Raw genomic sequence first — 23,604 nt, 5'->3', positions numbered from 1 at the left:
AAACCCTCCGAGCGCACTGGTTCGGTGGGCAGTTTGAAGGTGGAAAGAAAAATAAACTCTTAATCATGCGACTTAGGGTAGGCGATGTCTCAGAGTCTCTTGAAATATACTCGTGTTCTGGAAATCGTTGGGGATACGATCAAAGTTAGGGTTCCGTTGGACGGATCGGCTGAAGCAACCGTTAGGTTCAACGATCTGGCAGTGATCGAAACCATCGACGGACACAAAACGCTGGCGCAGGCGATTTTCATCGACCGGGATGTGGTGACGCTGCAGGTGTTCTCGGGCACCAAGGGTATCTCGACCGAGGCGACAGCCACTTTTCTGGGTCATCCTATGCAGACGCCCTATTCGGCCAATATTCTTGGCCGCGTCTTTGACGGGGCAGGGGTGGCAATCGACGGTGGGCCGGATCTGTCATCCGAGCCGCGGATCGAGATTGGCGGGCCGACCGTAAACCCTTCGGAACGTGCAGTGCCCAACAAGATGATCCGCACGGACGTGCCGATGATCGACGTGTTCAATACTCTGGTCGAAAGCCAGAAAATCCCGATCTTTTCGGTCTCGGGCGAGCCGTTCAATGCCTTTCTCAGCCGGATCGGCATTCAGGCGGATGCGGATATCGTAGTCTTTGGCGGGCTGGGGCTGATCTTTGACGACTATCACACGTTCCGGACGTCGTTCGAGGATGCGGGCGTGTTCTCGCGAACGGTGATGTTCGTCAATCAGGCGATGGACCCGCTGGTTGAACGGCTGCTGGTGCCCGATATGGCGCTGGCGGTGGCCGAGAAATTCGCGGTCGAAGAAGGCAAACGGGTGCTTGTCTTGTTGACCGACATGACCGCCTATGCCGACGCGATGAAAGAGGTGGGGATCAGTCAGGAACGCGTGCCCTCGCAGCGCGGCTATATGGGCGATCTCTATTCCCAACTGGCGCGGCGGTACGAGAAGGCATGTGACTATGCCACAGGCGGTTCGGTCACTGTACTGACTGTCACGACGATGCCCGGCAATGATGTGACCCATCCGGTGCCGGACAACACGGGCTATATCACCGAGGGGCAGTTTTACCTGCATTCGGGGGTGATTGATCCGTTTGGCAGCCTGTCACGCCTCAAGCAGAACGTGATCGGCAAGACCACGCGTGAAGATCACGGGCAGATCATGAACACGATGATCCGCTTCTATTCCGAAAGCCGCGATGCGGCGCAGAAACAGGCGATGGCCTTTGATCTGTCGGATTACGATCACCAGTTGCTGAAATTCGGCGCGCTGTTCCGGGCGCGGTTTATGGACATCAACGTCTCGATCCCGCTCGAGGACGCGCTGGATCTGGGGTGGAAGACGCTGGCCGAGTGTTTCCAGCCTGAACAGTTGCTGATGAAGCAGGCTTTGGTCGAGAAGTATTTCCCAAAGGATACCGATGGCGCGGTTGCAGCTGAATAAATCGTCGCTGGCTCGCCAGCAGACCCAGCTGAAAAGCTATGAGCGGTTCCTGCCGTCGCTGGACCTCAAGCGCCAGCAGTTGATGGCGGAACGTGCCAAAGCCCGCGAAGACGTCCACCGCCTGCAGCAAGAGGTGCACAATCTGGCGCAGCAGGTCGGGGAAAAACTGCCGATGCTGGCGCAGCAGGGGGTCGACCTGAACGGGTTGGTCGAGTTGAAGGATTACCAGTTGAAAGAGGTCAACGTGGTCGGCGTCAAGATGCCCGATCTGGACCGAATCGAAGTTGCCGTGCGACCCTATTCGCTGTTGGCCAAACCACATTGGGTCGATGCCGCCGCCAACCTGTTGCATGACATGATCGAGGCGCGGCTACGCGTGAAGGTCGCCGAAGAAAGGGTGCGCATTTTCGACAAGGCCGTGGCCACGATCACGCAACGGGTCAACCTGTTCGAAAAGGTTCTGATCCCACGCGCCAAGGCCAATATCAAGAAAATCCGCATCTATCTGAGCGATGAGCAGATGCAGGCGGTTGTGCGCTCGAAAATCTCCAAACGCAAACATGCGCAGGAGGCGCTGACATGAGCGTCGCGCGGCTGAAGAAACTGTCCCTCGTCGGACCCGCCGCGCATAAGGGCGACACGTTAGAGGCGCTGCAAGGGCTGGGCTGTATGCATGTACTGCCGCTGGCGCCTCCACCCGCCGAGCCGGAAAAGATCAGCGAACGGGGTGCGCATGATGCCTATAAGGCGCTGCGCTTTTTGACCGACGTGGCCGACCCGCGCCGCCAGATACAACGTGACTCTGCGTTCGATATGGACCAGTTCGTGCGCGACGTGCTGGACCTGATGCAGCGCACCCGAGAGGCAACAGATCGGCGGGATTTTCTGGCGCACCGGATTGGGCAAGTGCGCCCGTGGGGGGATCTGGATTTTCCGCCCAATGACGTTCTGGCGGGCAATCGGCTGTGGTTCTACCAACTACCGGTGAAACACCGTGAGGCGCTGTCCGAGGTCATACTGCCCTGGGCTATTTTGGAACAGGATCACCGATATATCTACGCGGTGCTGATCGCGCCCGACGATCCGGGCGACGATATTCTGCCGGTACCGCGCACCCATACCGGATCACTGCCTATTCATGAGCTTGAAGCGCAGCTGGAAGAGGCCGAGATCGCCATTGAGGCGCTTGAGGCGGAACGCATCGCCCAGACCCGTTACCTGACCCTGATGCGCCGAAACCTGTCGGCGGCGGAAAGCGCGGCGGAACTGGCCCACGCCACGCAGAAGGTCCGCGACGAGGGCGCGATGTTTGCCCTGCAGGGCTGGGTGCCCGAGGATCGTGTGGATGCGGTGCTGGAGATGGCGCAGGCGCGAGACGCCGCTGTTCTGATCGAGGAACCGGGCCCGGATGACGCCCCTCCGACGCTGTTGGAGCAGCCCGAAAACCGCAGCGCAGCGGTCGATCTGGCGCTGTTTTACCAGATACCGAGCTACCGGGATTGGGATCCCAGCATCATCGTTGCGGCCTCGTTCGCGATCTTCTTTGCGATGATCGTGGCGGATGCGGGCTATGGCGCGGTGATCCTGCTGGGCCTGCTGGCCTTCTGGAAAAAGATGGACAAGTCCCCGGCGCAGCGGTCGTGGCGGCTCTATGGTGTGATCATAGCGGGTGCGACGGTGATTTATGGGGTCATGGTCGGCAGTTATTTTGGCGCGTCCCCGGCACAGGGGTCGATCTGGGCGCGGCTCAAGATACTGGATCTGAACAATTTCAACGTGATGATGATGATCTCGATCGTTGTTGGCGTGTTCCATCTGGTGCTGGCCAACGCACTGGCCGCGCGGGCGGCGTGGGGGCGGCGCAGAGCCATTGCCAATCTGGGTTGGATTGCCGTGCTGATCGGCGGGTTTGTTCTGTGGTTGGCCTACATGAACGACGGCGCGACCCTGCCCGGAGCGGTCCTGATGGTCGCAGGCTTTCTGACCATTCTGCTGTTCACCAGCGAGCGACAGATCACCAAACCAACCGACTGGCTGTGGCGTCTGATCGAAGGGCTGCAGGGGCTGGCGGGTGCGATGGGGGCGTTTGGCGATGTCCTGAGTTACATGCGCCTGTTTGCGCTGGGACTGGCCTCGGCCTCGCTGGCGATCACGTTCAACGATCTGGCCGTGTCAGTGATGCAGGCGCTGAAAGGGCCGGGCATTCTGTTTGGGCTGCTGATCCTGATTGCCGGGCATCTCCTCAATTTCGCACTCGCACTGATGAGCGGCGTCGTCCACGGGTTACGTCTCAATTACATCGAATTCTTTAAATGGGGTCTGCCGGATGAAGGCATCGTCTTTCGCCCGTTCGCCCGCAAGGAGGTTCAGGAATGAATGAGCTTGTACTGACATTGGGTTGGCTGGGAATCTATGCGCCCATGGCTTTGGGTGCGGCGTCCAGCGCCATTGGTTGTGCCATCGCGGGGCAGGCCAGTATCGGCGCGATGACCGAGACCGAGGGCGGCTATGGCCGGTTTATTGGCGTCTCGGCCTTTCCGTCGACCATGGTGATCTACGGCATCGTGATCATGTTTACCCTGAACCGCGATGTGACGCCGGAAAACGCGGGCGGGTTGTTCGGCATCGGCATCCTTTCGGGGATTGCGCTGATGTATTGCGGCATCTGGCAGGGCCGGGCCTGTGCGGCGGCGATCAATGCCACGAAGGAGAAACCGGAAATCTTCGGCCTGTCACTGGCCCCTGCGGCGATCATCGAAGGCTTTGGCGTTTTTGCCTTTGTCTTTGCCTTGGTCATTAGCGCGGGGATCAGCTGATGGCACAGGACGGAATGATCTCGCACGGGGTCGATGCGCTGATCGACAAGCTGCGCAGCGACGGTGTGGCGGCGGGGCAGGCGGATGCGGACAAGTTGCGTTCTGAAGCCAAGGCCGAGGCGGCGAAGATTCTCGCCGATGCCAAGCGCGAAGCGGATGAGTATCAGAAAAAGGCGCGCACCGAATCCGACAATTACCGTGCCGCCGGGGAAGAGGCGCTGAACACCGCCATGCGTGATGCGGTGCTGACCATGAAGGCGGGCCTGACCGACCGGTTCCGCGAAGATGTCGAACGCCTTGTCACCAAAGAAATGGCTGACCCCGAGATGCTGAAACAGATGATCCTTGAGGTCGTCGGGCGCGCGGCTGAAGGGGCCAAGCTGGGCGGTAAGGTGCAGGTGATCCTGCCTGCTAGGGTGGCCACGCAAGAGGATATCAAGCAGAACGCTGACGATATCCAGTCGGGCAAGCTGACGAAATACGTGCTGGGCCTGACCGCCGACATGCTACGCGAACAGGTGGAACTGCACACTGCAGACAGCACGCAGGATGGCATCCGGGTGCGGGCCGAGGATCAGGGCGTGGTGCTGGACCTGACGGACAAGTCTGTTGCCTCCTTGCTGATGGAGCATCTGCAACCCCGGTTCCGCGCTGTGCTGGAAGGGGTGATCCGCTGACATGTCGGACCCCGACGCCTATATCGCGCTAATCAGCAGCCTACCGGGCTCGGAGCGGTTGTTTGTTGCCAAACAGCCCCCAATCTCGCGCCTTCGGCTGGACCGTCGGTTGCGCGCGCTGACGCCTGACGATGCGAAGGTGCTGCGGGTGTTGGAGCACGCTCTGAATTGGGGCGACTATGATATGGACGTGACAGACGTGCAGGCCGTCGAACGGTGCAAAGCTGCGTTGGGCGATATCCCGCAGCCGACCCTACAGAAGCTGTTTCTGGAGCGGATGGATTTGCGTACCGCCGTAGCCGCATTGCGCCTTCGCAAACAGGGTGGCAGCTCGCCCGCCGGAACCTTCGGCATGGGCCGCTGGGCTCGCCACATCCCGGCAAACTGGAGTGATCCAACCTTTAAGCTTGAGAGCTCGATGCCGTGGCTCAAGGAAGCGCAGCAACTGCTGGAGGCCGAGGACCCGCTGGGTCTGGAGAGGCTTCTGCTTTCGGTCAGCCATAAGCAGCTGAAACGCCACGCCGCCCGCCATCTGTTCGATTTCGAGGCCGTAGCGATTTACGTTCTGATCTGGAATATTTTCGACCGCTGGGCGCAGAGCAATGCGCAGGATGCGGCAACGCGATTTGAAAAACTGGCGCAACAGGCCATGGCCGACGTCGCCGATATCGACTTTGAGGGAGCCTACGCATGACCGCCCCAACCCCCGTCACCCAAACCGCCACTGCCCGCGTTGTCTCGGTGCAAGAGGGGCTGGTGCAAATTCAGGCCAACGCAGATGCCTCGGGCGCGCCGGGGCAATTGGTCAAGAACGAGGTGGTCTTCATCCTGCCCACGCGCCCCGGCCCCGGCGGTCGTCAGGAGCGTTTGAAAGCCGAAGTGCTGCGCGTGCGCGGCGACACGGCGGATGTGCAAGTCTATGAAAGCACCGACGGCGTGGCCGTGGGCGATCCGGTAGAGCAATCGGGCCAGTTGTTGTCGGTTGAACTGGGGCCAGGTCTGCTGGGTCAGGTGTTTGACGGGTTGCAGTCGCCACTGCCCAAGGTCGCTGCTGAGTTTGGCACTTTCCTGCCGCGCGGCGCGGACGTGGCCCCGCTGGATACGCTGGCGAAATGGTCGTTTACACCTTCGGTCAAGGTGGGCGACACGGTGACAGCGGGCGACAGCATCGGCACGGTGCCCGAGGGGCGGTTCGAGCATAAGATCATGCTGCCCTTCAACTGGGTGGGCGACTACAAGGTCGTCTGGGTTCAGAAAGGGGCTGCCACCATTCACGACATCGTGGCCCGGCTTGAGGATGAACAGGGCGGCGAACACACGCTGACCCTGTCGCAAAAATGGCCCGTCCGACGCGCGCTGCCAGAAAGCATCCTGAGACGCGCCTTGTCTGAACGTCTTTACCCGACCGAGCCGGTTCTGACCTCGCAACGCCTGATCGACACGTTCTTCCCTATCGCGCGCGGCGGGACGGCCTGTATTCCCGGCCCGTTCGGTGCAGGCAAGACCGTGCTGCAGAACCTGATCGCACGGAATTCCAAGGTCGATATCGTGATCGTTGTCGCCTGCGGCGAGCGCGCGGGCGAGGTGGTGGAAACTATCGCGGAATTCCCCAAGATGACCGACCCGACCTCGGGCGGCAGCCTAATGGACCGGACGATTATTATCTGTAACACATCCTCGATGCCGGTTGCTGCGCGCGAGGCGTCAATCTTTACAGGCATCACACTGGGCGAATATTACCGCCAGATGGGCTATGACGTGCTGCTGATTGCCGACAGCACCAGCCGCTGGGCGCAGGCCATGCGCGAGACTTCGGGCAAGCTGGAGGAAATTCCGGGTGAGGAGGGCTTCCCGGCCTACCTGGAAAGCTCGATCAAGGGGCTGTACGAGCGCGCAGGCGCGATGAAGACCAATGACGGCGCGTTGGGCAGCCTGACGCTGATTGGCACCGTGTCCCCCGCCGGGGGCAATTTTGACGAACCGGTCACGCAGTCGACCCTGTCTACGGTCAAGTGTTTCCTCGGCCTGTCGTCCGAGCGCGCTTACAAGCGGTTTTACCCGGCGGTGGACCCGATGCTCAGCTGGTCACGATATCTGGATCAGCTGTCCGACTGGTATGACAAGAATGCCGAAGCTGGCTGGACCGGCAAGGTCCGCGATCTGCTGGCGCTTATCGAAAAGGGCGAACAGGTCGATCAAATGATGCAGGTGACGGGCGAAGAGGGCGTCACGATCGAGGACTTTGTCACCCAGCAAAAAGCACTGTTTGTGGACATGGTTTATCTGCAGCAGGACGCCTTTGATCAGGTGGACGCAACCGTCCCGCTGGAGCGGCAGAAGATGACCTTCAAGCTGGTCTATGGCGTGACCCAATCCACCGCAGATTTCGCCGATAAAGCCGAAGTACGTCAGGTGTTTACGCAGCTGACAGGCTTGATGAAGAACTTCCACTACGCGGCCGAAAATACACCTGAATTCAAATCAACTTGGGCACAGATTGAAAGCCTGTGCCGGGAAAAGTTCGAAGTGTGACACGCCAAAAGCCGGCCCCTTAGACAGCTACTATTGTGAGCGAGCCGGTGGCCGATGTCACCGTCAACGCAGCTGAGGTCGACGCGCGTGTCGATCTGTCATCGGGAACGTTCGATCCGGATAACGTGAACAGCTAGCCCGCAAAAAACGGCTTTTGTCTGCGCATGCAAAATTCCTAGGGCTAAATTTCACAAATCAGTTACATCTTTTTGGGTTTTTAATGATCCAAGTCAAAGTCCTGTTTGATTTTGCTTTGCACATTTCACGCAACAGCTTGCAACGAACCCGGCCGGACTGAACGGAAGATCATCGGGCACGCAGGCAGCTTAGCTTTCATTCTCGGTATTTTCAGAGGATCGTTTAAATGAAGTTCAAGTTCCCTACTGCATACACCATTCTCTTTGCTTTGATCGCAGTGGTTGCGATCGCCACTTGGTTCGTGCCCGCCGGTTAGTATGACCGAGTCGCAAATGAACAGCTGGGCAAGGATGTCCCGGTTCCAGGCAGCTATCAGGTAGTTGACCCGCAGCCGCAGGGCTTTTTCGACGTGGTTCTGGCACCGATTGCGGGGTTCTACAATCCCGCCACCTATGAGGCTCAGGCCATCGACGTTGCGCTGTTTGTTCTTGTGATTGGAGGCTTTCTGGGGATCGTGGCCCATACCGGAGCCATTGACGCAGGCATCGCCAAAGCGATGGCAAGGATGGAGGGGCATGAAAAGTGGATGATCCCCATCCTGATGGCGTTGTTTGCTGCAGGCGGCACCATCTATGGCATGGCTGAGGAATCGCTGGCCTTCTACACCCTGATCATTCCGGTGATGATTGCGGCGGGTTATGACGCCGCTGTAGGTGTGGCGATCATCATGCTGGGCGCGGGCGTGGGTACGCTGGGGTCCACCATCAACCCCTTTGCCACCGTGATCGCTTCGGACGCGGCGGGGGTGCCGTTCACCAATGGGATCATGCTGCGCTTTGGACTGCTTGCGGTCTGCTGGCTGGCCTGTGTCGCGTTTGTCATGCGCTACGCGGCGCGGGTCAAAGCCGACCCTCAGCTGTCGATCGTCGCCGACAAACGCGAAAGCAATGAAACACATTTCCTCAAAGGCAAACGCGAGGGCGATGCGCCTGTCACCTTTACGGGCACCCATGGTGTAATCCTTGTGATCTTTGCAGCCAGCTTCGGCGTGATGATCTGGGGCGTATCCGTCGGAGGTTGGTGGATGGCCGAGATGTCGGGCCTGTTTCTTGTGGCCGCCATCGTCGTCGGGCTGATCGCGCGGATGGGAGAAGAAGAGTTCACTTCGACTTTCGTGGATGGCGCGCGTGATCTGTTGGGCGTGGCGCTGGTGATCGGGATTGCACGTGGCATCGTTATCGTGATGGATGCTGGCAGTATAACGGACACGATCCTGTATTGGGCCGAGGGTGCAGTGAACGGGTTGGGTCAGGTGGCTTTCATCAATACCATGTTCGGGCTGCAGGGGCTGTTGTCTTTCTTGGTGCCGTCCTCATCGGGTCTGGCGGTTCTGACCATGCCGATCATGGCGCCACTGGCGGATTTTTCGAACGTGGACCGTTCTTTGGTCGTCACGGCCTATCAGTCCGCTAGCGGTCTGGTGAACCTGATCACGCCGACCTCGGCTGTGGTGATGGGTGGCTTGGCGTTGGGACGTGTGCCCTATGAACGGTGGTTGAAATTCACCCTTCCGCTGCTGGGTGTACTGATCGTGATCATCATGGTCGGTCTCAGCCTGTCGGCAATTGCGTAAGGCTGTCCGATGACCTCTTCTGATACCCCACACGCTCTTGGGTTTTGGATGTGTACCGCCTTGGTGGTGGGCAATATGATCGGGTCGGGAATTTTCCTGCTGCCGTCGTCTCTTGCAGCGTTTGGGCCGATCTCGATGGCGGGATGGGTTCTGACCGCCGGAGGAGCCATCGTCCTGGCGCTGATCTTCGGACGGCTGGCGCGCCTGTCTTCTGATACCGGTGGGCCATATGCCTATGCCCGCGAAGGCTTTGGGGATTTTGCAGGGTTCATCATCGCGTGGGGCTATTGGATCGCCCTTTGGTCGGGAAATGCCGCCGTGGCCGTGGCCTTTGCTGGATATCTCAGCGTTATGGTCCCTGCCGTGGGCCAAAGCGCATTGGCCGGGTTGGCCACAGCACTGGGGTCGATGTGGTTGCTGACTTGGATCAACGTGCGCGGTGTGCGTGAAGCGGGGATCATTCAGGTCGTGACCACCGTGATGAAACTGGCTCCGCTGCTGGTGCTGATCGTTTTGGGCTTTGCATATGTAGACAGCGCTAATTTCAAACTGGTGAATGTCAGCGGAATGTCCAACATCTCGGCGATTTCAACTTGTGCTGCGCTGACACTGTGGGCCTTTGTGGGGCTGGAATCGGCGACCGTCCCGGCAGGTGAGGTCAAAGATCCCAAGCGCACCATTCCCCGCGCCACGATCCTTGGCACATGCGTGGCGGCTTTGATCTATATCGCGACAACCTATGTGGCGCTCGGTGTCGTGCCCTCGTCACTTTTGGCGGGAAGCAATGCGCCGCTTGCCGATGTCGCCACGGTCATGTGGGGCTTCGGTGGCGCTGTCTTTATCGCCATCGGGGCCTGTATCTCAACCTTTGGGACGCTGAACGGTTTTGTTCTTCTGACTGGGCAGGTGCCCCTAGGCGCGGCCCGCGACGGGTTGTTCCCGGCCTATTTCGCGCGCCTGTCCCGCTCAGGTACACCGGCCTTTGGGTTGATCGTGTCCAGCCTTCTGGCCAGTGCCCTCATTGCCATGAATTACACACGGTCGCTGGCCGAGCAGTTCGAATTCATCATCCTGCTGGCCACGCTGTCGACCCTGATCCCCTATCTGCTATGCGCCCTGGCCGAGATCATGATCCGTGCGCGTCGGGGCGACCACATCCGGCTGTCACCCAACATCCTTATCCTTGCCACGTTGGGCTTTGCCTACGCGCTCTGGGCGATCTACGGCGCGGGTGAGGATGTGGTTTTCTGGGGCGTTCTGCTGCTTTTGGCAGGTCTGCCCATCCATGTCTGGCTGCGCTGGCAGTCCGGCAAAGCAACACCGAAGGAGACATCATGACTGGATTTGGAGCCCATTCCGAGATTGGCAAACTTCGCAAGGTGATGGTGTGCGAACCGGGCCTTGCCCATTCCCGCCTGACCCCGGGCAACGCAGCCGAGCTTTTGTATGATGACGTTCTATGGGTGCACAAAGCCCGTGCCGATCACGCTGATTTCCGCATGAAAATGGAAGAGCGCGGGGTCGAAGTGCTGGAATTCCACGCTTTGCTAGAGACGACACTAAAGGACAAAGATGCCCGCAACTGGGTGCTGGAACGGCGGATCACGGAAAATCAGGTTGGCGTCGGCATGCTGACTGAGTTGCGCGGATGGCTTGATGAAATGCCGGCCAAAGAACTGGCCAGGTACCTGATCGGCGGCATCGCGGTCGAGGATATGCCCTTCAAGCCCTCGGGCATGTTCGGCAGCTACCTTGGCCCTCTGGGATTTGTGATCCCCCCAATCCCCAACACGCAGTTTACCCGCGACAACAGCTGCTGGATCTACGGCGGTGTGACGGTGAACCCGATGTATTGGCCCGCGAGGCGGCCTGAAACGCTGCTGGTCACCGCGATTTACAAGTTCCACCCTGATTTCAAGAACGGGGATTTCGAAATCTGGTGGGGCGACCCCGACGAAGATCATGGCGCGGCCACGGTCGAGGGCGGCGATGTCATGCCCTGGGGCAATGGCAGCGTGTTGATCGGTATGGGCGAACGCACCAGCCCGCAGGCGGTGGGTCAGGTGGCACGCGCGCTGTTCGCCAAGGGTGCGGCGGAACGGGTTGTGGCCTGCCAGATGCCACGCAGCCGGGCGGCCATGCATTTGGATACGGTGTTTAGCCATTGCGACCGCGAAACCGCGACCGCTTTTGTGGATGTCTGTAACGAGATCCAGTGTATCAGCCTGCATCCGGGCAACAAAGAGGGCTCGATCGAGTTCCGGCGTGAGGACAAACACCTGTTTGATGTCGCGGCAGAGTGCCTTGGCATCAAATCGCTAAACATCGTGCAGACCGGTGGTGATGCGTTCAATCAGGAACGCGAGCAATGGGACGATGGCAACAACGTGGTCGCGCTAGAGCCCGGCGTGGTCGTGGCCTATGACCGCAACACCTATACCAACACGCTGCTGCGTAAGGCGGGTGTCGAGGTGATCACCATTTCCGGGTCCGAACTGGGCCGTGGACGTGGCGGAGGGCATTGCATGACCTGCCCGATCTGGCGCGACCCCGTAGATTATTGAGACTGATGACGAAAAGGAGACGAAGACGATGGCATTTAACCTCAAGGGCCGCAGCTTCCTCAAACTGCTCGACTTCAACCAGCGCGAACTGCGCTATCTTTTGGACCTGTCACGCGACCTGAAACGTGCGAAATACGCCGGATCCGAGATTCAGCACCTGAAGGGCAAGAATATCTGCCTGATCTTTGAAAAGACTTCGACCCGGACCATGTGTGCCTTTGAAGTGGCGGCGATGGATCAGGGCGCGGGCGTCACCTATCTTGGGCCCTCGGGGTCGCAGATCGGGCATAAGGAAAGCATGAAAGACACCGCCCGCGTGCTGGGCCGGATGTTCGACGGGATCGAATACCGTGGCTTCGGTCAGGATTTGGCCGAGACGCTGGCCGAATACGCAGGCGTGCCGGTCTATAACGGCCTGACGGACGAATTCCACCCGACCCAGATGCTGGCCGACCTTTTGACCATGCAGGAATATGGCGAAAAACCCTTGCATGACATCAAATATGCCTATGTTGGTGACGGGCGCTCGAACATGGGTCATTCGCTGATGATCGCGGGCTGCATGATGGGTATGGACGTGCGCATCGGCGCCCCGAAAGAGCTGTGGCCCTCGGACGAATTCCGAGGTCCTGCCGAAGAGGCCGCCGCGCGCTATGGCGCCAAGCTGACCATTACCGACGATCCGAAAGAGGCGGTGGACGGCGTGGACTTTATCCATACCGATGTCTGGGTCTCGATGGGTGAGGCAGCCGAGGTCTGGGAAAGCCGGATCAAGGAGCTGACACCTTATCAGGTCAACAGCGATCTGATGGCGGCGGCGAACAATCCGAACGTCAAATTCATGCATTGCCTGCCCGCTTTCCACAACACGGAAACCAAGGTAGGCGAGGACATCCATCAGAAATTCGGCATCACCGAAATGGAAGTGACCGAAGAGGTGTTCGAAAGCCCCGCCGGGATCCAGTTCGAGCAGGCGGAAAACCGGATGCACACCATCAAGGCGGTTCTGGTCGCCACATTAGGGAGCTGAGCCATGCGCATTGTCGTCGCCCTTGGGGGCAATGCGCTGCTGCGCCGCGGTCAGGCCTTGACCGCGGAGAACCAGCGCGAAAACACCGCCATCGCCGCCGAGGCGCTGGCCACCATCGCCGAAGGCAACGAGCTGATCGTGACCCATGGCAATGGCCCACAGGTCGGCCTGCTGGCGCTGCAAGGCAATGCTTACAAACCGGACGAAGCCTACCCGCTGGACGTGCTGGGGGCCGAGACCGAAGGCATGATCGGGTACATGGTCGAACAGGAGCTGGGCAACCGCCTGCCGCAGGAAACCCCTCTGGCCACGCTGCTGACCATGATCGAGGTCGACGCCAAGGACCCCGCCTTTGACAACCCGACCAAGTTCATCGGGCCTGTTTATGAAAAGGCCGAGGCCGAACGGCTGGCCTCTGACAAGGGTTGGGACATCCGTGCCGATGGCGACAAATGGCGGCGGGTGGTCGCCTCACCCCTGCCCAAGCGGATTTTCCAGATCCGGCCGATCAAATGGTTGTTGGAGAAACAGTCCGTGGTGATCTGCGCCGGTGGCGGCGGAATCCCCACCGTCTATAATGACGCGGGTACGCTGGAGGGGATCGAAGCGGTGATCGACAAGGATCTGGCCTCGGAACTGCTGGCTCGCGAAGTGGGGGCGGACCTGTTCATTTCAGCCACCGATGCGGACAGCGTCTATTTGGACTGGGGCACTGATGATCAACGTGGCATCAAGACGGCAACACCTGATGCGATCGACGCCTATGATTTCGCCGCAGGCTCGATGGGTCCCAAGGTGGATGCCGCGGTTCAGTTCGCCCGCTTGACCGGCAAATCCGCCGCCATCGGCGCCCTGGCTGATCTGGCTGGGATCGTGGCCGGTACCAAGGGAACGACCATCCGCGACGACGCTGGTGAAACCGTGTTTCACTAACAGGGAGACGTCGCAAGCAAAGCAGAACGGGCCGTCGTGCCCGTCAATTGGCGTCCGAGTGTTTCGGCACATTCGGGTTTTCTTGCCAACCCGCGGCTTTCAATTGCGACAGCACAGCGCTCGCGTGATCGGGATTGATGTATAGCCTGTTCAGCGCGACAGAAGGATGAAAATCGGGCCAAATCTGTGCCAGTTCTGAAAGAAGCACTTTTGCCATATCTGTCTGACCATCAGCTTGATAGGAGGCGGCTTTGAAAAGCAGTGTCAACTCACTGACGGGACCTCCGGAAGCAATGGCCGTATCAAAGGCGGAGATAGCGGCTTCGTAGTTGCCCAAATGGAAACTCGCGACGCCAAAAATGTTTCGATGTGCGTGATGCAATCCCGCAGCTCTGCGTGGCTGTTCCGGGTCAGAAATCATCTGAGCGGATTTAAAATCACCTGTCAGTAAAAAGATCACCGCGCTGAAATCCAAAACCCGCGCATCCATGTCGCTGAGTTTGAAAGCCCGATCCGCTAATTCTTTTGCGGTTTCCAAGTCGCCCGAAGCAAAAGCCAGCCATGCTTGAGACGAGATTGACCAACCATTCGTCGGGTCAAGATCGACCGCCTTTTGTGACATCTGCGACGCTTCGCGAAGCATTGCCTGCCGCCGGGTTTCTTACGGGGACAGAATAGCCAGAGTTGACAGGCTGTGCGCAGCACCTGCATAGCCGCCTGAATACTCGGGATCGATCCGGATGGCCTCTTTGAACATTTGCGTGGCCGAATTCTGATGATCTGTATCCGCTATGGGAAACAAAAGTTCGCTGGCCTATTGCGACATGTTGGCAGCCTGCAATGTTGCCATTGATTTTGCCGCCAGAGCCAGCCGTTCCTGCGCAGCATTGCTTGCGTTTTCTGTTTCTGAGGGTTGCGGCGTTTCCTTAAAAGACATCCAGAATACAACTGCCAAACTGACAATCGCGCCGACCATCAGAATGGGCCAGAGCGCTGACATTCGTCTTCCCAGAGCACGCGCATGTTGTGGTCCTGGCCGATCTGCCTGCGACCGTGCTTCGAACCGCGGCGTATAGTGGCCTTTGTCGATATGGATATGCACTGGGTCATCCGCACCATCCGCGCCATAATATTCCGCGAGCGCCCGTCGCAACCTACGCGCATCAACCCGAACAACGTTGTCGCTGCCCTTGGTGGGGTCGCGCCCATAAACATCCTGCGCGATAATTTTGCCGACAATGGCTTGCCCCCGACCGTGCAGGCTTTCGTCGACAACGTAAGTCAGAAAGTCCTGCAACCGCGCCGAGGCTGACAACTGCGGGCTGTTGAGAACTCTGGCCAACGCCTCTCGGATCTGGGCTTCGGCCAAAGGCTCGTCACGCTTTTCCATATTCGATGCGCCGCTCATCTCAGAGTCGCTTAAGTCAACAAAAACAAGTTTCTAAACCGGTATGAAGTCACGGTTTCACGTCGTATTTCACCGTATAACCCCTATCGGGTCCTTTCAACCGCGCTCATGCTGCCATGCATGGCTCTGCATATTGACAGATCGGAACTATACCCTTCGACGGTCGAATTGTACCTGCCGGACCGGCAGGTGCTTATCACGCAGCTTCGGCAATCCAACGTAGTCTTCGCCGAAATCTGCCGCGACTACGAGCTGCTGGCCGGTGACCTGAACGCTCTGATCCGATGCCGTCCCAGCTCGCATCCGGGAACACAGGCCGAACGCGACCTTCTGCTTGAAAGCCTGCAGGGGCTGGTCCGCGAAATCGAAACCGTACTTGAACGCAATCTTGGGGGCTGAACGCCAGCCGCGCGGATCCGATCAACTTATTGGAAACAGCATAGAGGAAAGGGAAACTGAAATGAAATTTAGTCTGGCAATCTGTGGCGCAGCGGCAGCTGTGCTTTCGTCGGATGTGGCGGCTCAGCCTATCATCCACGACGCCGAACATTACATCCTTCATGCTCAGCACGGCGAGCGGTGGGCGACCGAAGATGCCGCGCTTCAGGAAAAACTCGATGCGCTTGCGGCTGAACACGGCACCAAACCCAACATCATCCACATCATGTGGGACGACACCGCCGTGGGCGAGGTTGGCATCCCCGAAATTCAGGCCGTGCGTGGGTTCGAGACCCACAATATGAACCAGATGGCGGATGAAGGGATCAACTTCATGCGCATGTATACCGAACCCGCTTGCACCCCCACGCGGGCAGCATTTCAGACCGGTCGCTACGCCGTGCGCAGCGGGATGCACACAGTGTCCTTCCCCGTTGAATATTCAGGCATGGATGCTGAGGAGGTGACCATTGCCGAGGTCCTCTCGGGCGCCGGGTACAACACCGCGTTTTACGGCAAGTGGCACCTGGGGGATACCGAGTTCTCATACGCCCACAACCAGGGTTATGACGAGGCCTTGTTTACCCCCTACAATCAGGTTCCGTCGATGTGGATACCGCAGGCCGAGGTCGGCAACGTGATCACCGGCCTCTATCCGGACTTCTATGGTGAAGACAAATATGACATCGACAACTCCTGGCAGCCGTTGGGTCAGGTCTGGACGCTTGAGGGAACCAAAGGCGGCGAGACGCTGGAATGGGGCCCGCCGCCCAATATCGAGAACTATTGGGATATCGAAACAGAAGCGCAGCGCCGGACACTGGCGTTCATCGACAAGAGTGTCGAGGAGCAAAAGCCTTTTTTCATCGCTTATCACCCGATCCTGGCGGCATTTTTTCCTGATCCGCGCAAGACGCAGAAAGACACGGCCAACAAGAACCTTGCGCAAGAAGGTCTGGTTGCAATCGATCAATTCGTGGGAGAGTTGTTTGACCATCTCGAGGCCAAGGGTATCGCTGAAAACACGCTGGTGATCGTGATGGCCGACAATGGTCCATTCATTCACTACGGGCCGCGTGGCATGGTCGAGACGCTGTATACAGGCGGTAAGGGTGACTTTACCGAAGGCGGTGTGCGGGTTCCGGCAATCGCGAAGTGGCCGGGTGTGATTGAGCCCGATCAGATCGTGGGGGACATCTTGCATGTCAGCGACCTTTTCACCACCTTCGCGCGCCTTGGTGGTGCGATGGATGCCATCCCAACCGACCGGGTGATCGACGGTGTCGATCAGACCTCACTGTTGCTGAACGGAGACGGCTTCAGCCGCCGCGACTATGTCATGATCTATCAGGGTCCCAACCTGTCGGCTGGCGTCAAGGGCCGGTTCAAGCGGGATTGGAAAAACGCAACTCCCGGCCTGTCGAAGAACGAGTTCTATGATCTCTATACCGACCCGCGCGAGAAAACCGGCGAGATGATCGAGCAGTTCCACATCAAGTCGATGTTCAATCGCCAACGCGCTCGGCACGAGCTGTGGATGGACCAATATCCGAACCGTCCCGATCCGACTCCGGGGCCTGCCCTGACGGGTATCGCAAACGAACGGCCCGAAACGCGGCAGCTTTATACCGCGCCAGTCGAGGTCGAGAATTTGCCCTTCACGCCCGAGCAGATCAACAACTATCCGCGTCCGTTCTCGGATAGTGACATGTAACGCCGCTGGTACGGGTCAGAGCCCCTTGGGGCTCTGACCTTTTCAAGCTGGAAACAGGTTTCTCAACGTGATTTTGCAACTCAGCACCCCTGGAGTTCTATCGCTTTTTATAAACGATCATCCGGCGCTTGCTGAAATCAGTCATCAGTTTCATCGAGTGAGATTTTGCAGGCATGTTGCAGGGCACCTTTGTGCTGACCCAGTACTTTTTGTATCCCACCCGGCTATTTCCAACTTAACTCTGGTGAATTTGTATTTGTGTGTCCGTCGATATGGATTTTGAAAACCCTGACGTCGTGCCCGTTGCTTGCAGCGGGCCTCGACAATTCGAGATTGAACCCATCGCTGGGTGATCGAAAACGTCAGATCCTCAAGGATTTTCATCTGGTTGCGGTCGGCTGGACCAGAGGATCAACAGCAGGAAGGAAATGTTGAGGGCAACGTTTAAGGGCGCTCCGACCAAGACCGAGCCAGTGCTGTCGGTGCAAAACCAGACCCATGCGGTGATCTGTGCCACTTTGGCTGCGGCGGCAGGGGATATCGGCACAACGTAGGTTCCCAACGCCCATTGCATCGCGCCTAGCCCGGCCGTCAGACCGCCAACAATTGCAAGCAACAATGGCGCTGGGACCGTGATTTCGGCTGCAACCGAGTGGATCGGCCAATACGCCACTGTCAGAAAGATATGCGCCAGACTGTGCAAGGCAGGCAGTGCGGTCAATGTAAATAGAACTCCGGTGGCGACCAATGCCGTGCCGGACCGTCGCATCGCGATGTGTTGTGGGGTCATGACGCCCTCCTTTCGATGGTGTCCTTCATGCGGTCGGGGCGGGTCGAGATCAATTACGTCAGAGGTAAGTGATTTCTACCTGCAGGGTCACTAAGGTGGCACCATGACCCCTTATTCCAGTTTGCTGAAAGAATGGCGGAAGCTTCGGCGGATGAGCCAGCTTGACCTGGCGACCGAAGCCAATGTCAGTGCGCGACATATATCCTTTCTCGAAACCGGTCGTTCCCGGCCCAGCCCAGATATGATCCTTCATCTTTCGGACGTTATGGATGTACCTGTCGACGCTAGAAACCAGATGCTGCAGGCAGAAGGTTTTGCCGCCCGTTTTGCCAAAACTCCCTTTGATGACGCCGCCATGGCCCCGATCCGCGATGCCGTAGAATGGACACTGAAACAGCATGACCCCTACCCGGGGATTGTGCTGGATCGGGTTTGGAGGATCGTCAGATTGAACAAAGCGGCCGAGCTTCTGTTTACACCGCTTGGGATCGAAACCGGGCAAAGCCTGTTGGCGCTTGTTACAAGCCCGGTCATGGCCGAGCTGGTAGAAAACTGGCCTGAGGTTGCGCATCATACAATGCTGCGTTTGCGCTCGGAAAGCGCGAATGCTGGCGGGTTGCCCGAATTGGACGCTGCGGCCAAGGCGCTTGCGCCCTATGCAAGCATCCACAGGGATATGGTTCCCGGTCCAACGGTTCCGGCGATCTATCGTTTTGGGGAGCAACGGGTGTCGATGTTTGGGACTGTTGCGCAATTCAGCACCGTGACGGATGTCACTCTGGATGACTTGAAGATCGAACTGTTCTTTCCATCCGACGAAGCAAGCGCAAGTTTTCTGAGGGAAATCTCAAGTCCGAGACATGGCGGGTAGAATACGGTCGAGCGTCTTGACGGCGCACCCCTGATCAAATGATCATCGGTTCACTGTCATGGGGTGCCCTGAAGGAAAACCGATGGAAGTGTTTGGTAGTGAAGCCCAGCGACATATGTCCACCACGGGCGAGCATCTTTTGCATCTGCTGGGGGACGACCCTCGGTTCTGTAGCCATGGGCGGGGTATTCAGGTTTCCAATGAGTATAGCGGGGCATTGGATGATGCCTATGCAATGGCCCGGATCCTTGGCGTGACCGCGATAGAGAGCATACCACGTCCTGAGGTTGCGAAAACGCTGGCAAAAATTGAAAGCCAGGGTTTCAAAACAGATACGATAGCCTGCTATCTGGGAGGCCTGAATTGCGTTGACGTCGCGCGCCACGTTGTCGAGACGCGGACGCTGCCCGAGGATTTGACCGTGCGCGTGATTGATCGCGACTCTCCGTCGGAATGGCTGGAAGCTTTTGCCGAAGTTGCATTGAGCCACGGAGTTTTGCCGCCGATCGGACCGGTTATGCGTGGAGTGTCCCGGCCCGGGTTTGCCATGGTCGCCGTTGACAGGTCGGGTACACCGGTCGCAACCGCGGGCTCGGTTCTGTGTCATCCACCCAGCAGCCCGTTGCATCGTCGCGCGCAATGGGGTCAGCTTTCGACCCAACCCCAGCGTATGGGCGAGGGGATTGCGACAATCTTGGGTGCAATGGCTCTGATACACTCTCATGATCAGCTTGGCGCCACCGGGTTCAAGACGGGCATCGCGCCTGGCAATGTTGCGTCTGCCTATTTGTGTGAAAGGCTTGGATTGCAGGACAGCGGCAGCGACATTGTCGCGATCATTGACCCTAAGCTTTTCGCAGAAGAACGGTTGACCAAATGAGCCGTGCAAAAGGGAAATGCAGTATTCTGTCACCAACACGTGAAAGGGCCCGGCTGAAACGTTTTTGAAAACCAATGTGGGGCGCAAAATTGTTGCACTGGCAAAGCTTAGGAACCTTGGGCCCGCACCTGTGATGCAGCAGAAATCAAACCCGACAGGTCGGGCCTGAGTGAACAAACCCCGGAGTCGCAATATGTCAAAATCCAATCAGATTAAGAAAATTCAAACGCAGGGCGTACACCACATCACGATCAACGGAGCGGACCGACAGACGTCGATTGATTTCTGGGAAGGGGTTCTGGGAATGCCGTTCATTTTTGATCAGCCGAACCTCGACAACCCTAACGAGGGGCATCTGTATTTTGACCCCGGCGATGGGCGCCTCATCACAATTTTTACCAATGAAGACCGGAAACCGGATGCGTCCCCTGTACCAGAGGCCATCGGGTCTTTGCATCATCTCGCGTTCAACGTCAGCCAAGCCACATTCTGGCAAGTGGCAGCGCGTTTGGATGCGCGGGGCGTTGATAACACGGGTCCCGTCGATCGGGGCTTCATGGATTCGATCTATTTCCGCGATCCGCTGGGGCTCCGTCTTGAAATTGCAAGCTATAGGTTCGAACCGCCCGAAGGCTGTCGCCATGCCGATGTACTGCTAAAAGCGCATAAACTTCGCGTCGCGCGCGGGGATCATCACATCAACCGGGAACATCTGGCAGATGCAATCGAAATGCTGGTTGAACAGAGTCAAAATTCGCTGTCGGCGGATCGCTCTGTGCGCAAGGGATACTGAAGATCTTTGGCCTTTCGCACTAAAGAGTGAGGCGGTGATCCGGTAGGGTTCTGAAGCCGCCAGAATTGGAAAGAAAAGACCGGGCTTGCGTTGAAGCCCGGTCTTTTCTTTGGTGCCGCGGGGTCAGATCCTGCCCGATAAGGTCAGGAAATCTCTCCCATGCAGAGGTATTTGATCTCGAGGAAATCCTCGGTCCCGTATTTCGAGCCTTCGCGGCCCAGACCAGATTGTTTGACACCGCCGAAGGGCGCGACCTCGGTCGAGATCAGACCGGTATTGATGCCCACCATGCCCGATTCCAGCCCTTCGGCCACGCGCCAGACGCGCGCCAGATCACGGCTGTAGAAATACGAGGCCAGACCGAACTCGCTGTCGTTGGCCATGGCGACGACGTCGTCCTCGTCCTCGAACTTGAACAGGGGCGCGACAGGGCCGAAGGTTTCATCCTTTGCCACCACCATGTCGCGGGTCACACCGGTCAGAACGGTGGGTTCAAAGAACGTGCCGCCAAGGTCCGAGCGTTTGCCGCCCAGCGTGACCGTTGCGCCCTTGGACACCGCGTCCGAGATATGTTCCTCGACCTTGGCGACGGCCGCGTCATTGATCAGCGGGCCGGTGGTGACACCGTCACCGAAACCGTCGCCCACGTTCAGGGCTTTGGTCTTCTCGGCCAGCTTGGCGGCGAATTCGTCATAGACGCCCGCCTGCACATAGATGCGGTTGGCGCAGACGCAGGTTTGGCCGTTGTTGCGGAATTTGGCGATCATTGCACCATCCACGGCAGCGTCCACGTCGGCGTCGTCGAACACGATGAACGGCGCGTTGCCACCCAGTTCGAGGCTCATCTTTTTGATCGTGCCTGCCGCCTGACGCATCAGGATCTGGCCAACACGGGTCGACCCGGTGAAGGTGATCTTGGCCACCTTGTCATTGGTGCACATCTCATTGCCCACGCCCGAGCTGTCAGTGCCGGGGATGACGTTGAACACACCTGCCGGGATGCCCGCACGTTCGCCCAGAACAGCCATCGCCAGCGCAGACAGAGGCGTCAGCGTTGCCGGACGGGCCACAAAGGTACAGCCTACAGCCAGTGCCGGACCAACCTTGCGGGCAATCATAGCGTTGGGAAAGTTCCACGGGGTGATCGAACCGACCACGCCCACAGGCTGTTTCAGAACGACAATGCGTTTGTCACGCTGATGGCCGGGGATGACGTCGCCGTAGACCCGCTTGGCCTCTTCCGAGAACCACTCGATGAAAGACGCCCCGTACAGGATCTCGCCCCGCGCTTCGGCCCAGGGTTTGCCCATCTCGGCGGTCAGGATCGTAGCTAGATCGTCGGCGTTTTCCACCATCAGATCGAACCATTTGCGCAGGATTGCGGCGCGCTCCTTGCCGGTTTGCGCGGCCCATTCTTTCTTTGCCGCATAGGCCGCGTCCACGGTTCGCGCGGTGCCTTCGATGCTGACATCGGTCACATTGGCGATCAGATCGCCGGTTGCAGGGTTGTAAACGGGAAAGGTCGCTTCACCCTCAACCCATGTGCCGTTGATATAGGCGCGGGTTTCCAGAAGGCTGGGATCTTTCAGCTCCAGCTTGGTCACTTTGGTATCCAGCATGTTCAGGCTCCTTTGGCAGCGTCGACCGAGGCTTCGAGGATATCCATCGCCTCGGCGAAGATCTCATCCTGCACCGTCAGCGGTGCGAGGAAGCGGATTACGTTCCCATATACGCCACATGTCAGCAGGATCAATCCGCGCTTAAGCGCCTCGGCCCGCACGGCGTTGGCCATCTCGGGGTTTGGTGCGCTACCGTCGGTGGTGTTGAACTCGGTCGCGATCATGAAACCGGGGCCACGAATGTCGACGATCTCGGGTGTACGGGCGCGGATCGATTCCAGACGTTGTTTCAGACGCGAGCCCAGCTCGTTTGCGCGGGCGCACAGGTCCTCTTCTTCGATCACGTCCATCACCGCATGGGCGGCGGCGATGCCCAGCGGGTTGCCGCCATAGGTGCCGCCCAGACCGCCGGGTTGCGCCGCATCCATCAGGTCGGCACGACCCGTGACCGCGGCCAACGGCAGACCGCCCGCCAGACCTTTGGCCATGGTGGTGATGTCGGCGGCCACGTCATAGGCTTCCATCGCGAACAAATTGCCGGTGCGGGCAAAACCCGTCTGCACTTCGTCTGCGATCATAACGATGCCGTGTTCGTCGCACAGGGCGCGCAAGCCGCGCATTAGCTCGGCCGGGGCGGGGTAAAAGCCACCTTCACCCTGAACCGGCTCGATGATGATGGCAGCAACGCGGCCCGGGTCCAGATCGGCCTTGAACAGTTTGGTCAGCGCGCCCAGCGAATCCTCGGTCGAGGTGCCGTGCAGCTCAACCGGGAAAGGGACGTGATAGGTGTCGGGCATCATCGCGCCGAAGCCGGCCTTGTAGGGCTGCACCTTGCCGGTCAGCGACATGCCCATGAAGGTGCGGCCATGGAAGCCGCCGCCAAAGGCGATAACGGCGGGGCGGCCGGTGGCGGCACGGGCGATTTTGACAGCGTTCTCAACCGCTTCGGCGCCGGTGGTCACAAAGACGGTCTTCTTGGTGAAATCACCCGGCACCTTTTCATTCAGACGCTCGGCCAGACGGATGTAGTTTTCGTAAGGCAGAACCTGATGGCAGGTATGAGTAAAGTTCGCGGCCTGCGTCGTGACCGCCTCCATCACCTTGGGGTGGCAATGCCCGGTATTCACAACGGCTATGCCTGCGGCGAAATCGATGTAACGCTTGCCTTCGACGTCCCACACCTCGGAGTTCGCAGCGCGGTCCACATAGACCTGCGTCTGCATTCCCACGCCTTGCGCGATCGATGTGTTGCGGCGTTCAGCAATCTGAGCATTCAGCATATTGCGTCCTTTCGGGTTGTCGGGCGCGCGCCCGTAAATCTG

At 58.7% G+C, this 23,604-nt stretch carries 22 protein-coding genes; 17 read left to right on the top strand and 5 right to left on the bottom strand.

Features of this window, described 5'->3' with window-relative positions:
- Nucleotides 1-84 precede the first annotated feature (84 nt).
- The 12 genes from ACR0C5_RS12485 (at nucleotide 85) to arcC (ending at nucleotide 13,769) form a co-directional block, all read left to right on the top strand.
- Nucleotides 85-1,446 (top strand): V-type ATP synthase subunit B, encoded by a 1,362-nt coding sequence (locus ACR0C5_RS12485; RefSeq protein ID WP_170773225.1) that lies wholly within the window; start codon nucleotides 85-87, stop codon nucleotides 1,444-1,446.
- Nucleotides 1,424-2,029, top strand: coding sequence for a V-type ATP synthase subunit D (locus ACR0C5_RS12480; RefSeq protein ID WP_170773227.1), 606 nt, complete (start codon nucleotides 1,424-1,426; stop codon nucleotides 2,027-2,029). Before ACR0C5_RS12485 ends, ACR0C5_RS12480 begins: the two co-directional genes overlap by 23 nt.
- Complete coding sequence (locus tag ACR0C5_RS12475; protein WP_480876981.1) at nucleotides 2,026-3,822, top strand: V-type ATP synthase subunit I; 1,797 nt, start codon at nucleotides 2,026-2,028, stop codon at nucleotides 3,820-3,822. Before ACR0C5_RS12480 ends, ACR0C5_RS12475 begins: the two co-directional genes overlap by 4 nt.
- Nucleotides 3,819-4,262, top strand: a complete 444-nt coding sequence (locus ACR0C5_RS12470) for an ATP synthase subunit C (protein ID WP_170352721.1) — start codon at nucleotides 3,819-3,821, stop codon at nucleotides 4,260-4,262. Before ACR0C5_RS12475 ends, ACR0C5_RS12470 begins: the two co-directional genes overlap by 4 nt.
- Nucleotides 4,262-4,939: a hypothetical protein gene (locus ACR0C5_RS12465; RefSeq protein ID WP_480876978.1), complete on the top strand. Its 678-nt coding sequence runs from the start codon at nucleotides 4,262-4,264 to the stop codon at nucleotides 4,937-4,939. The genes ACR0C5_RS12470 and ACR0C5_RS12465 overlap by 1 nt, the downstream gene beginning before the upstream one ends.
- Before the next feature lies 1 nt (nucleotide 4,940).
- A complete protein-coding gene (locus ACR0C5_RS12460; RefSeq protein WP_480876976.1) occupies nucleotides 4,941-5,633 on the top strand; it encodes a hypothetical protein in 693 nt (230 codons plus the stop codon).
- On the top strand, nucleotides 5,630-7,471 hold the full coding sequence (locus ACR0C5_RS12455; RefSeq protein ID WP_480876973.1) for a V-type ATP synthase subunit A: 1,842 nt from the start codon (nucleotides 5,630-5,632) through the stop codon (nucleotides 7,469-7,471). Before ACR0C5_RS12460 ends, ACR0C5_RS12455 begins: the two co-directional genes overlap by 4 nt.
- Before the next feature lie 547 nt (nucleotides 7,472-8,018).
- Nucleotides 8,019-9,242 carry a YfcC family protein gene (locus ACR0C5_RS12450; RefSeq protein ID WP_480876970.1) on the top strand — a complete coding sequence of 408 codons (1,224 nt, stop codon included), beginning with the start codon at nucleotides 8,019-8,021 and terminating at the stop codon, nucleotides 9,240-9,242.
- Nucleotides 9,243-9,290: 48 nt separating this feature from the next.
- Entirely contained in the window at nucleotides 9,291-10,580 is a 1,290-nt protein-coding gene (locus ACR0C5_RS12445; RefSeq protein ID WP_480876967.1) for an amino acid permease, read from the top strand.
- A complete protein-coding gene (locus tag ACR0C5_RS12440; protein WP_170789896.1) occupies nucleotides 10,577-11,806 on the top strand; it encodes an arginine deiminase in 1,230 nt (409 codons plus the stop codon). The genes ACR0C5_RS12445 and ACR0C5_RS12440 overlap by 4 nt, the downstream gene beginning before the upstream one ends.
- A gap of 28 nt (nucleotides 11,807-11,834) precedes the next feature.
- Nucleotides 11,835-12,836, top strand: a complete 1,002-nt coding sequence (gene argF, locus ACR0C5_RS12435) for an ornithine carbamoyltransferase (RefSeq protein WP_480876963.1) — start codon at nucleotides 11,835-11,837, stop codon at nucleotides 12,834-12,836.
- A gap of 3 nt (nucleotides 12,837-12,839) precedes the next feature.
- Nucleotides 12,840-13,769: a carbamate kinase gene (gene arcC, locus ACR0C5_RS12430; RefSeq protein ID WP_480876960.1), complete on the top strand. Its 930-nt coding sequence runs from the start codon at nucleotides 12,840-12,842 to the stop codon at nucleotides 13,767-13,769.
- A gap of 43 nt (nucleotides 13,770-13,812) precedes the next feature.
- On the opposite strand, the gene ACR0C5_RS12425 is transcribed toward arcC, so the two are convergent.
- Nucleotides 13,813-14,412 carry a tetratricopeptide repeat protein gene (locus tag ACR0C5_RS12425; protein ID WP_480876957.1) on the bottom strand — a complete coding sequence of 200 codons (600 nt, stop codon included), beginning with the start codon at nucleotides 14,410-14,412 and terminating at the stop codon, nucleotides 13,813-13,815.
- Nucleotides 14,413-14,583: 171 nt separating this feature from the next.
- The gene (locus ACR0C5_RS12420) at nucleotides 14,584-15,177 is read right to left on the bottom strand and encodes a hypothetical protein (RefSeq protein WP_480876955.1); all 594 of its coding nucleotides are present in this window, start codon (nucleotides 15,175-15,177) and stop codon (nucleotides 14,584-14,586) included.
- A gap of 120 nt (nucleotides 15,178-15,297) precedes the next feature.
- Between ACR0C5_RS12420 and ACR0C5_RS12415 the strand changes: the two genes are divergently transcribed.
- Nucleotides 15,298-15,576 carry a hypothetical protein gene (locus tag ACR0C5_RS12415; protein ID WP_170789900.1) on the top strand — a complete coding sequence of 93 codons (279 nt, stop codon included), beginning with the start codon at nucleotides 15,298-15,300 and terminating at the stop codon, nucleotides 15,574-15,576.
- A gap of 61 nt (nucleotides 15,577-15,637) precedes the next feature.
- Entirely contained in the window at nucleotides 15,638-17,329 is a 1,692-nt protein-coding gene (locus ACR0C5_RS12410) for a sulfatase-like hydrolase/transferase (protein WP_480876951.1), read from the top strand.
- A 370-nt stretch (nucleotides 17,330-17,699) separates the two neighbouring features.
- On the opposite strand, the gene ACR0C5_RS12405 is transcribed toward ACR0C5_RS12410, so the two are convergent.
- Nucleotides 17,700-18,119, bottom strand: coding sequence for a hypothetical protein (locus tag ACR0C5_RS12405; RefSeq protein WP_480876948.1), 420 nt, complete (start codon nucleotides 18,117-18,119; stop codon nucleotides 17,700-17,702).
- A 103-nt stretch (nucleotides 18,120-18,222) separates the two neighbouring features.
- Between ACR0C5_RS12405 and ACR0C5_RS12400 the strand changes: the two genes are divergently transcribed.
- The 3 genes from ACR0C5_RS12400 (at nucleotide 18,223) to ACR0C5_RS12390 (ending at nucleotide 20,663) form a co-directional block, all read left to right on the top strand.
- On the top strand, nucleotides 18,223-18,990 hold the full coding sequence (locus ACR0C5_RS12400) for a helix-turn-helix domain-containing protein (protein ID WP_480876945.1): 768 nt from the start codon (nucleotides 18,223-18,225) through the stop codon (nucleotides 18,988-18,990).
- 82 nt (nucleotides 18,991-19,072) lie between these two features.
- Nucleotides 19,073-19,870: a hypothetical protein gene (locus tag ACR0C5_RS12395; RefSeq protein ID WP_170773257.1), complete on the top strand. Its 798-nt coding sequence runs from the start codon at nucleotides 19,073-19,075 to the stop codon at nucleotides 19,868-19,870.
- Nucleotides 19,871-20,081: 211 nt separating this feature from the next.
- Nucleotides 20,082-20,663 (top strand): VOC family protein, encoded by a 582-nt coding sequence (locus ACR0C5_RS12390; RefSeq protein ID WP_480877062.1) that lies wholly within the window; start codon nucleotides 20,082-20,084, stop codon nucleotides 20,661-20,663.
- 143 nt (nucleotides 20,664-20,806) lie between these two features.
- Here the strand turns inward: ACR0C5_RS12390 and ACR0C5_RS12385 are convergent, their stop codons facing one another.
- Complete coding sequence (locus ACR0C5_RS12385) at nucleotides 20,807-22,282, bottom strand: NAD-dependent succinate-semialdehyde dehydrogenase (protein WP_237215846.1); 1,476 nt, start codon at nucleotides 22,280-22,282, stop codon at nucleotides 20,807-20,809.
- Between the two features lie 2 nt (nucleotides 22,283-22,284).
- On the bottom strand, nucleotides 22,285-23,562 hold the full coding sequence (locus ACR0C5_RS12380) for a 4-aminobutyrate--2-oxoglutarate transaminase (protein ID WP_170773259.1): 1,278 nt from the start codon (nucleotides 23,560-23,562) through the stop codon (nucleotides 22,285-22,287).
- Nucleotides 23,563-23,604: the final 42 nt, after the last annotated feature.

This window comes from Ruegeria sp. N8 (genome assembly GCF_056531325.1).
The sequence above is the reverse complement of the archived record's forward strand: the minus strand, read 5'-3'. Positions and strand labels throughout refer to the sequence as shown.

Bases quoted from the DNA above. Each gene is read 5' to 3' on its own strand.
- ACR0C5_RS12485 (WP_170773225.1), top strand. From the start codon at position 85: ATGTCTCAGAGTCTCTTGAAATATACTCGTGTTCTGGAAATCGTTGGG.
- ACR0C5_RS12480 (WP_170773227.1), top strand. From the start codon at position 1,424: ATGGCGCGGTTGCAGCTGAATAAATCGTCGCTGGCTCGCCAGCAGACC.
- ACR0C5_RS12475 (WP_480876981.1), top strand. From the start codon at position 2,026: ATGAGCGTCGCGCGGCTGAAGAAACTGTCCCTCGTCGGACCCGCCGCG.
- ACR0C5_RS12470 (WP_170352721.1), top strand. From the start codon at position 3,819: ATGAATGAGCTTGTACTGACATTGGGTTGGCTGGGAATCTATGCGCCC.
- ACR0C5_RS12465 (WP_480876978.1), top strand. From the start codon at position 4,262: ATGGCACAGGACGGAATGATCTCGCACGGGGTCGATGCGCTGATCGAC.
- ACR0C5_RS12460 (WP_480876976.1), top strand. From the start codon at position 4,941: ATGTCGGACCCCGACGCCTATATCGCGCTAATCAGCAGCCTACCGGGC.
- ACR0C5_RS12455 (WP_480876973.1), top strand. From the start codon at position 5,630: ATGACCGCCCCAACCCCCGTCACCCAAACCGCCACTGCCCGCGTTGTC.
- ACR0C5_RS12445 (WP_480876967.1), top strand. From the start codon at position 9,291: ATGTGTACCGCCTTGGTGGTGGGCAATATGATCGGGTCGGGAATTTTC.
- ACR0C5_RS12440 (WP_170789896.1), top strand. From the start codon at position 10,577: ATGACTGGATTTGGAGCCCATTCCGAGATTGGCAAACTTCGCAAGGTG.
- argF (WP_480876963.1), top strand. From the start codon at position 11,835: ATGGCATTTAACCTCAAGGGCCGCAGCTTCCTCAAACTGCTCGACTTC.
- arcC (WP_480876960.1), top strand. From the start codon at position 12,840: ATGCGCATTGTCGTCGCCCTTGGGGGCAATGCGCTGCTGCGCCGCGGT.
- ACR0C5_RS12425 (WP_480876957.1), bottom strand. From the start codon at position 14,412: ATGCTTCGCGAAGCGTCGCAGATGTCACAAAAGGCGGTCGATCTTGAC.
- ACR0C5_RS12420 (WP_480876955.1), bottom strand. From the start codon at position 15,177: ATGAGCGGCGCATCGAATATGGAAAAGCGTGACGAGCCTTTGGCCGAA.
- ACR0C5_RS12415 (WP_170789900.1), top strand. From the start codon at position 15,298: ATGGCTCTGCATATTGACAGATCGGAACTATACCCTTCGACGGTCGAA.
- ACR0C5_RS12410 (WP_480876951.1), top strand. From the start codon at position 15,638: ATGAAATTTAGTCTGGCAATCTGTGGCGCAGCGGCAGCTGTGCTTTCG.
- ACR0C5_RS12405 (WP_480876948.1), bottom strand. From the start codon at position 18,119: ATGACCCCACAACACATCGCGATGCGACGGTCCGGCACGGCATTGGTC.
- ACR0C5_RS12400 (WP_480876945.1), top strand. From the start codon at position 18,223: ATGACCCCTTATTCCAGTTTGCTGAAAGAATGGCGGAAGCTTCGGCGG.
- ACR0C5_RS12395 (WP_170773257.1), top strand. From the start codon at position 19,073: ATGGAAGTGTTTGGTAGTGAAGCCCAGCGACATATGTCCACCACGGGC.
- ACR0C5_RS12385 (WP_237215846.1), bottom strand. From the start codon at position 22,282: ATGCTGGATACCAAAGTGACCAAGCTGGAGCTGAAAGATCCCAGCCTT.
- ACR0C5_RS12380 (WP_170773259.1), bottom strand. From the start codon at position 23,562: ATGCTGAATGCTCAGATTGCTGAACGCCGCAACACATCGATCGCGCAA.